Annotated in this window: 11 protein-coding genes and 2 tRNA genes; 10 read left to right on the forward strand and 3 right to left on the reverse strand. The window is 52.8% G+C overall.

Translation table 11 applies throughout. The features are described 5' to 3' along the window. From WC488_03765 to WC488_03785, 5 genes are all read left to right on the forward strand, one after another. A partial coding sequence (locus WC488_03765) for an adenylyltransferase/cytidyltransferase family protein (protein ID MFA5077517.1) occupies nt 1–341 on the forward strand: 341 nt, incomplete at its 5' end. An 8-nt stretch (nt 342–349) separates the two neighbouring features. Continuing rightward, nucleotides 350–832, forward strand: a complete 483-nt coding sequence (locus tag WC488_03770) for an adenosine-specific kinase (protein MFA5077518.1) — start codon at nt 350–352, stop codon at nt 830–832. 163 nt (nt 833–995) lie between these two features. Continuing rightward, nucleotides 996–1,301 carry a hypothetical protein gene (locus WC488_03775; GenBank protein ID MFA5077519.1) on the forward strand — a complete coding sequence of 102 codons (306 nt, stop codon included), beginning with the start codon at nt 996–998 and terminating at the stop codon, nt 1,299–1,301. Further along, nucleotides 1,302–1,424, forward strand: coding sequence for a hypothetical protein (locus WC488_03780; GenBank protein MFA5077520.1), 123 nt, complete (start codon nt 1,302–1,304; stop codon nt 1,422–1,424). Between the two features lie 134 nt (nt 1,425–1,558). Further along, a tRNA-Asn gene (locus WC488_03785) sits at nt 1,559–1,631 on the forward strand. Between the two features lie 150 nt (nt 1,632–1,781). On the opposite strand, the gene WC488_03790 is transcribed toward WC488_03785, so the two are convergent. After that, nucleotides 1,782–2,042 (reverse strand): translation elongation factor-like protein, encoded by a 261-nt coding sequence (locus WC488_03790; protein MFA5077521.1) that lies wholly within the window; start codon nt 2,040–2,042, stop codon nt 1,782–1,784. Nucleotides 2,043–2,148: 106 nt separating this feature from the next. Then, entirely contained in the window at nt 2,149–2,553 is a 405-nt protein-coding gene (locus WC488_03795; GenBank protein ID MFA5077522.1) for a hypothetical protein, read from the reverse strand. Between the two features lie 107 nt (nt 2,554–2,660). On the opposite strand from WC488_03795, the gene WC488_03800 reads away from it, so the two are divergent. The 5 genes from WC488_03800 (at nt 2,661) to WC488_03820 (ending at nt 3,774) form a co-directional block, all read left to right on the forward strand. Then, nucleotides 2,661–3,062, forward strand: a complete 402-nt coding sequence (locus WC488_03800) for a DUF2178 domain-containing protein (protein MFA5077523.1) — start codon at nt 2,661–2,663, stop codon at nt 3,060–3,062. Continuing rightward, the gene (locus tag WC488_03805; GenBank protein ID MFA5077524.1) at nt 3,062–3,253 is read left to right on the forward strand and encodes a helix-turn-helix transcriptional regulator; all 192 of its coding nucleotides are present in this window, start codon (nt 3,062–3,064) and stop codon (nt 3,251–3,253) included. Before WC488_03800 ends, WC488_03805 begins: the two co-directional genes overlap by 1 nt. 43 nt (nt 3,254–3,296) lie before the next feature. Beyond that, nucleotides 3,297–3,385, forward strand: a tRNA-Arg gene (locus WC488_03810). Between the two features lie 13 nt (nt 3,386–3,398). Next, nucleotides 3,399–3,602, forward strand: a complete 204-nt coding sequence (locus WC488_03815; GenBank protein MFA5077525.1) for a hypothetical protein — start codon at nt 3,399–3,401, stop codon at nt 3,600–3,602. Nucleotides 3,603–3,615: 13 nt separating this feature from the next. Next, nucleotides 3,616–3,774, forward strand: coding sequence for a hypothetical protein (locus WC488_03820; protein MFA5077526.1), 159 nt, complete (start codon nt 3,616–3,618; stop codon nt 3,772–3,774). Between the two features lie 98 nt (nt 3,775–3,872). On the opposite strand, the gene WC488_03825 is transcribed toward WC488_03820, so the two are convergent. Further along, entirely contained in the window at nt 3,873–7,397 is a 3,525-nt protein-coding gene (locus tag WC488_03825) for a CARDB domain-containing protein (protein ID MFA5077527.1), read from the reverse strand. Nucleotides 7,398–7,450 lie beyond the last annotated feature (53 nt).

A 7,450-nucleotide genomic window follows, 5' to 3' on the forward strand; every position in this document is an offset into this window, starting at 1 on the left:
ATGCAGGGCACCTTTTCGCGCTTAACGAGGCCAGGAAACTGTGCGATGTCCTGGTGGTCGTGGTTGCGCGCGATGAGCTGGTGCTCAAGAATAAGAAGAAGCTCGTGCACCCCCAGGAGTACAGGGCCGCGATGGTGGATTTCCTCAAGCCCGTGGACGTCGCGCTTTTGGGCGGCAGGGATTACATGGAAACCGCGGGGAGGGTTAAGCCGGATGTGATAATTTACGGATACGACCAGAAGGAACTGGAAACTCCGGGAATCGAGGTTGTGAAGCTGAAGAAGCGCATACTCCCTGAGAAATTCAAGACGAGCAAGATAATAGAAGCGCTGGGCCTGTAGGTGTTTTCATGGAACTGAAGATTGTGGAGGTTGAAATTCCTTCAAATGCGAACGTTATTTTCGGGCAGGCGCACTTCATAAAAACGGTTGAGGATTTGTACGAGGCGCTTGCCGAAAGCTCGCCTTCGCTGAAATTCGGGTTCGCCTTCTGCGAGGCTTCCGGAAAAAGGCTGGTGCGGAGCGACGGGAACGATAAGGAATTGATTTTGCACGCGGAGAAGGAGGCGCTCAAAATCGGGTGCGGGCACTCATTCATCATATTCCTCAGAGACGGGTATCCAGTGAACGTGCTGAACAGGGTGAAACAGGTTGCTGAGGTTGTTAATATATTCGCGGCTTCGGCGAATCCCATAAAGGTAATTATTGCTGAGGAGAAGGACGGGCGCGGCGTGCTCGGAGTGATAGACGGGCAGGTTCCTCTGGGCGTGGAGAAGGAGGAGGACAGGGAATGGAGGCACGAGCTGCTCAGGAAAATCGGGTACAAGCGATGAACATCGCCGAATGACCGTTCGATCGTTGTCGACGCTTCGACGACGTGCATTCGCCATTCAGGCAAATGCGGCGATGAATCCCAAAAACACAACGTCGCAAGCTCCGGATTTTTGGGATAAAGTTTATATAGGTGAGTGGAAAAAGAAAATAGAGGGACCGGATATGATATTTGGCTTAAAATTCGAAAGCAGAGAAGAGGAGAAGCCAGTCGAGGAGATAGTGACCGATTTCGCCAAATTCGTGAAGACCAGGGAGGCGAAGGAATTCACGGAGAAATGGAGCAAGAAGAAGAAATACAAGAAAGTCGGCATAACCGAACTGCTTTTCATAGTGTGGAATTCCCAGGGCACCAAGGGAAACAAGGCGGTGCTCAGGAAAGCGAATGAGATACTGGAGAAGCTCGGGGGCGAGGGGGAATGGTTCTCCTTCCTGAGCGGGCTGAAACTGATGCCCGAGAGGATGAAATAGATGGATGCGGACGAGGAGAAAATCAAGAAGGGGATATGCCCCGCCTGCGATTCGAAGCTGATATACCAGGAAGGGTGCAAGCAGTGCCCTGCCTGCGGATGGACAGCGTGCTCTGTAGGCTGATTTTTAAATATTTATTAACAGAATAATTAATCTCGTCAGACTATGTGAAATCATGCTTTATGGTTTTTGTTGCGTCTGCCCCGGTTGGATTCTTCGACGCGTCGAAGAATGCCCGAGGCTTTCGCTTCGCTCAAGCCCCGGTAGCTCAGTTGGTAGAGCGACTGACTGTTAATCAGTAGGCCAGAAGTTCGAATCTTCTCCGGGGCGCTCTATTCTTTATTGCTTCGCGGCTTCAGTTTTGAGCATCGGAGAGAAGTCTTCGATTTATCGAAGACTCAGATCTCCGGGGCGAAAACTAATTTTGCAGATAAAGGAAAACAACTAAGCAAACCGGATGAACAATTCATCCAAGCGTGGTTAGGGCACTATCCGGTAAACGAGGTTGCCCTCGTGCACTTTTCCGCCCAGCTTTATCGCGACATCGTCTCCGGCTCCGGCGGATTCCACCTTCGCGTGGTTGACCTCCATGGACTGCACGATTTCCTCAAGGACTACACTGCTGTCGCTGTGCTCCACGGAAATCCTGTCTCCCACCCTCAATGTGCCGCTCATCCTGAGCGCCGCGACTCCGGCCTTGCCGAAATAGTGCGCCACGCTGCCCACAAGTTCCTTTGGCATACGAGCACCGTACAGCACTACGCCCTAAAATAGATAAACCTTGGCTTTTTTTTGCGGATTTACGGGCTTTGCTGCTGTGCGCTGGCGCGCATTCCACAGGATTAGATTAGTTTTTCTTCCTCATTTTGCCTGAAAGCAGATGGCTTACTGAGCCGACAACCGCGAAAATGGCCGCGTTCACCAGGATGTTAACCAGGAAAAGAATCCAGAGCGTGAGGTCCGAGCCGGTAGAGATGCCGAAAACCGGATGCCCGGTCGCCTTGCTCAGGAAGCTCGCGAGTATGAAAACTATTGTGGAGAGGGCACCTGCGATTCCGGACTTCTTCGCAGTTTCGATTAATGCTTCCCGGGAGGCCCAGGCGAAGTAGAAGACAATGAGCAATCCGAGCAGGGAAAACACTACGTTAATCGGGGAATAGGTGGAGAGGGGTTCTGCAAAACCGGCAAGAATCAGGAGCGCTTCCGCAATAGAGAGAACAGCTATAATTCCGCAGAGTGTTTTGAATTCCATGCAGTTTTGTTTCCTCCTGCATTTAAAATCATTATGATAGATTTAAATAACTTTATGTTAGATATATACAACAATATGTTAGAAGCGAATAACATAGGGGGATGAAAATGGTTGGGAATCTGAAAAAAATAATAATAGTGCTTGCTGCGGCGGTGGTCGCTACTGCGATAGCGAACGTTGCGCTCGTGCTTGCGCTTCCGAATCTGGACAAAAGCGTGGCAACCGTGGCGGGCGCGGTGGTCGCTGCCATGGCTGCGGTCTTCACGCTCCGGTACTTGCAGAGGAAAGAGGATGGAGTGCTTCAGGACGAGCGCACCAAGAAGGTACACAACGCGGCGATGGCGTACTCTTGGTGGCTGACTTACGTGCTGATAGCGATATTGCTCTGGGTGAATTACCTCAAGCTGGCCAAGGTGGAGCTCGAGAGCGCGCTGTCGCTCATGTTCTTCTTCATGGTAGCGACGTACACGCTCGCCAAGTGGTGGCTGTCCAGCAGGGGCGATGCCTGATGAGGACGCGGATGAAGGAAATGAGGGCGAGGAAGGACTTGACCCAGGAGGAGCTCGCGAAAAAGACAGGGGTGAGGCGCGAGACCATAGTTTTCCTCGAGCAGGGGAAGTACAATCCGTCCCTCGAGCTTGCCTACCGGGTGGCGAAGGTCCTGGGCGCTAAAATAGAGGAGGTTTTCATATTCGATTGATTTTTCTGTGGTTTTTAAAATAGTTCTGCAGAAAGCCAATTGCGCCCCCGTATTCCAACCTGGATAAGATACGGCCCTCCGGAGGCTGAGATTCGGGTTCAAAAGTGAGTGCTGAAAATCCCGACGGGGGCGAAAAATAGCCGGTATGTTTTTCAATACGAAAAGAAACGACGCGAAGGATGGGAGCATGAAGGCGGATGTTGCCGTAGTTGGCGCAGGATTCGCAGGGCTTGGCCCGGCTTACTATATCAGGGAGAGCGGGCTGGACGTGCTGATTCCGGCCTTGCTGAATATTCAGGTGAGGGAGCGGGTGCTTAAAGCTTACGCGGATATTGCTAGAACAGATTAAACGGGATGATGAAATGGGAAAGAGCAAAAAGGACCTTTCAAGGCAGAAAACGAATCTGAAGAAGCGGCTGGAGGAGCTGGAGGCGAAAGCCAAGTTCGACCCGCTCATGAGGAACAGGGAAATCCACGAAGAAATCGCGAAGGTGAAGAAGAAGCTCGCAGAGTGCGAATAGCATGTGTCGGGCATTTTCCTGATTCTGGCTTTTGCGGCAATGCTCTTTGGCGGGTGCGCGTAGGGGAAACCCGGGAACCAGTGCAATCAGGAAGAAATTTAGCCGAAGTTCCAGAGCGCGGCCTGCTGCTGGCAGTTGAACTGCTCTGCGGCGCACATCTGCCCGGGGAACTCTACGTCGCTGTATATGACGAAATAGTTGTTCCTGCTCCAGTCTATCGGGTCGGTTTCCAGGCCAGATTGGGAAACCGTGGCCTGGAGCTCGCCGCCGCTTATGTGCGGGCCGGTGCCCTGCTCCCACAAAACCACGCCTCCGCTGGTTATTTTTGCATTAGTCACGCTGAGCGCGGTCCTTCCGCGCGAATAAGTCGCAGTAAGGGGTATGAACAGGCTCTCCTCGCTTGCGTCGGTTACCGAATCTATTATCGCGGGCCCGGATGAGATGGTGTATTCAACGCTCCGTATCACGTTGTCATTGGACGTGTATTTTATCTCGTAATCCACTTTGTAAACTCCGTACGCGACAACTGCGCGCGGGTCGCCTGGAATCGGGGAGATGTAGGTGTGGCTCACGTAAACGTCGCTGCCTGTCTTGGTGATGGTGGGCGGGGCGTTCACCACGTACACGGTCGTGCTGTCGGTGGAGGTTGCGCCGCTGTCGTCGCTGACCGTCAGAGTGAGCGTGTATGTTCCGGTGTTCGCATAGGTGTGGGACGCAGATTCGAAACCCGTGGTTTCAGCGGTTCCGTCCCCGAAATTCCACGAAACGGACTGGATTCCGCCGTCAACATCGTAGGAAAGGAACGGGCTGAACCACGACTCTTCGCTCCTGTAAGCGGTTACGGGGTCTCCTGCATCTGCAACCGGGGGCGAGTTGGGCTTGACCACCAGGTTCACGGTTGTGGTGTCGGATGCGCCCATATTGTCCAGAACGGTTAATGTGATTGGATAGATTCCTGGTGACGAGTATTGATGGTAAACTTCGCGGCCGGATTCGGATTCGCTCCCGTCTCCGAAATCCCACGTGCAGCTGTAATATGCTCTATTAGGGTAATCCGGATCGCTGGAACCGTAGCAGTCTAAAGTGACCCACTCGAGCTTCATCGGATTGAGGGTGCTTGCATTTATTGCCGCGAGCGGAGGCTGGTTGGGAACGAGGTCAACGGAGGTTTCGGCATCATTGTTGGAACGCGTGATTTCAGTAACGCTGGAAAGCGGGTCCACCACTGCGGAAAGAGTGTAATCCCCTGGGGAATAGGATGAGTTGAGCGCAACGTAATGGCTCACGCTTGAATTGGCGCCCGCGGCCAGGGAAGAGATGGATTGCTCGCCAACAATCGAGCCGTCTTTCAATATGCGCACTAGGAAGTTATGGGCTGGCGCTGTGCCTATGTTGCGCACGGCTGCGGTGAAACGGGCCACAGAGCGGTATGCTGGAGCCGAGGGAATGGCCACGGTCTGCGTTTCTGGAGTGATGGAAATCGCTAGGTCCGGAAGCTGGGCGTTGAGCGCGAGCGTGCCCGCGTTGTTTCCAAAATCAAATTCGTATATTGATTTGGAGGGGTTGGCTCTCGCCATAACTATGGGATTGGCGGCTATTCCGGAAGGCACCTTCCAGACCAGGCTCTGGGTGGATTTGGCGCCGGCGGAAATGGAAGAAACTGTCTTGGAGCCTATTTCGGTTTCGGCGCCGGAGGGGGAGAGGTAATAGAACGTGATTTCAGCGTTCGATGCTTTCGCTTTCCCAATGTTGCTCACATTGGCCTTTAAGGTCACGTTGCTCCCAACGCGCACTGCGCCCAAAATCCAGATGTCTGCGCCTGAAATTTCCAAATCAGGGAGCATGATTTCAAGGCTTTTCTCGGCTTCGTTGTTGGAGTGGTTGCTTTCAATTATGGATTTCTGGGAATTCACTTCCACGAGGAATTTGGCGTTCTTGGTCCCAGATGGGACCGTCCAGTCCAGGGAAACCTGCTCGCTTCCCTTCGATGAGAGCTTCTTTATGAGCGCCTGGCCGATTGGAGCATAGGGCGCGCCGTCCGCGGAAATATAGAATTTCACTGAGATGTTTTCCGCGAGGAGGGCCCCCTGGTTCCGTATTTTCGCATACACTTTCACCTTTTCCCCGGTTGTGGGGCCGGACGGGGCGAAATAGACGGACGAGGCGTTTATGGAAAGGTCCGGATAGATTGCGTTTATGGCTATGTCCTTGAATGCGATGTTGTTGTTTTTGGACTGCTCGGCGATGGAGTTTTCAGGGTCTATTATCACTGCCACCGGGAAGCTCCGGATATTTTGCGGAACCTTCACGGTGAGCTTCGCCTGCTGGGCGGAATTCGGAGAAATGTTTAGCCTGATTTCGCCGAGCACGTCCCCTTCAACCGTAACTTCCCTCTTTTTGCCCAGCATGCCTTCCAGTATCGCGCTGGAAAGCGGATCTTTGGAAGGCGGAAGTTCGTGCTCCTCGGTCTCTTCCTTGCTTTCGGAATAGAAATGGGAGTTTTTCACATTCAGGAACCGCACTTTTATGTTGCGCACCGTGGTCGGGCCTGAGTTGTAAATCTTTGCGGCAAGGATGAGGGAATCCCCTGTTTTCGGCGATGAGGGGGCATAGGTGAGATTGCCCGGGGATATTGCCAGGTCCGGAACTGAAGCACTCAGGGAAATCGTCTGCCTTGCCTCGTTGTTGTTCTCGTCGCTTTCTATCATGGTGTTGAAAGGATCTGCGGAAACTTCAACATCGAAGTCCTTGGGCAGCGGGATTGAGTACGTTATGTATCCTTTCGAGCCCGGGGATATGGAAGAGATTGTTTTGTATGTGGTGTTGGTTCCGTAAGCGATTTTCACTTTCACGCTGGATGCCTTGGCTGCGCCCGCGTTGCCCACGTATATTTTCAGGTCGGCCTGCATTTTCCCGCTGGATTCCCTGAGGACGTATGTTATGTCGCTCTGGGTGATGAGGAGATCCGGCCTGAGCTGGGAATTGTAGTAGATACGCGCGAACGCGTTGTTGTTGCTTTCATTCTGCTCGCGTATGCTGTTTTCAGAATCCACAACCGCGCTTATGGTGTAGTTGCCAGGAGCTCCCGGCGGAGGGCATACGAAGGTGGATGTGCTTGATCCTGAGGCGCTGATTGAGGAAATTATTTTCTTCTGGGGCTGAGAGGAGCCTGCGCAGAAAATGTCCAGGCTTGCGTTTGAGGCTTTTGCCTGCCCCGAATTCCTTACCACCACCTTCACAGTGACGTTTTTGTCAACTGTCAGGTTGGTGGGGCTCAGGGAAATGTTGGAGATGTAAAGCTCTGGGAGGGAGTCCAGTGTCTTGAACGTGTAGTCCAAAGAGCCTTCTGTAGATCCTGAGCTGTTTTTGCACTTGAGCATGTAATGGTAGAGGGTGCTGCTCTTCAGGTTGGTGAGTTTCACTCCGTGCGAGTATGAAGCGGTGTAATTGGTTGCTGTTCTCCCGTATGTTGAATTTTCGCCGTAAACGATTTGGGCCGTGCAGTTCGCGTCGGTCTGCCAGGTTATGTACGCGGAGGTGGTGTTAGGGGCCGCGGATATGGATGTGAAATCCACTGCGGAAGCTGCGCCCAGAAGCATTATGAGAATGAGGGATTTTTTCATAGCATCACCCGACCGAAGCGCCGTTCAGCGCGTTCAACCTGCACACGTTGGAT

The organism is Candidatus Micrarchaeia archaeon (genome assembly GCA_041650355.1).
In the GTDB taxonomy this organism is placed as follows: Archaea; Micrarchaeota; Micrarchaeia; order Anstonellales; family Bilamarchaeaceae; genus JAHJBR01.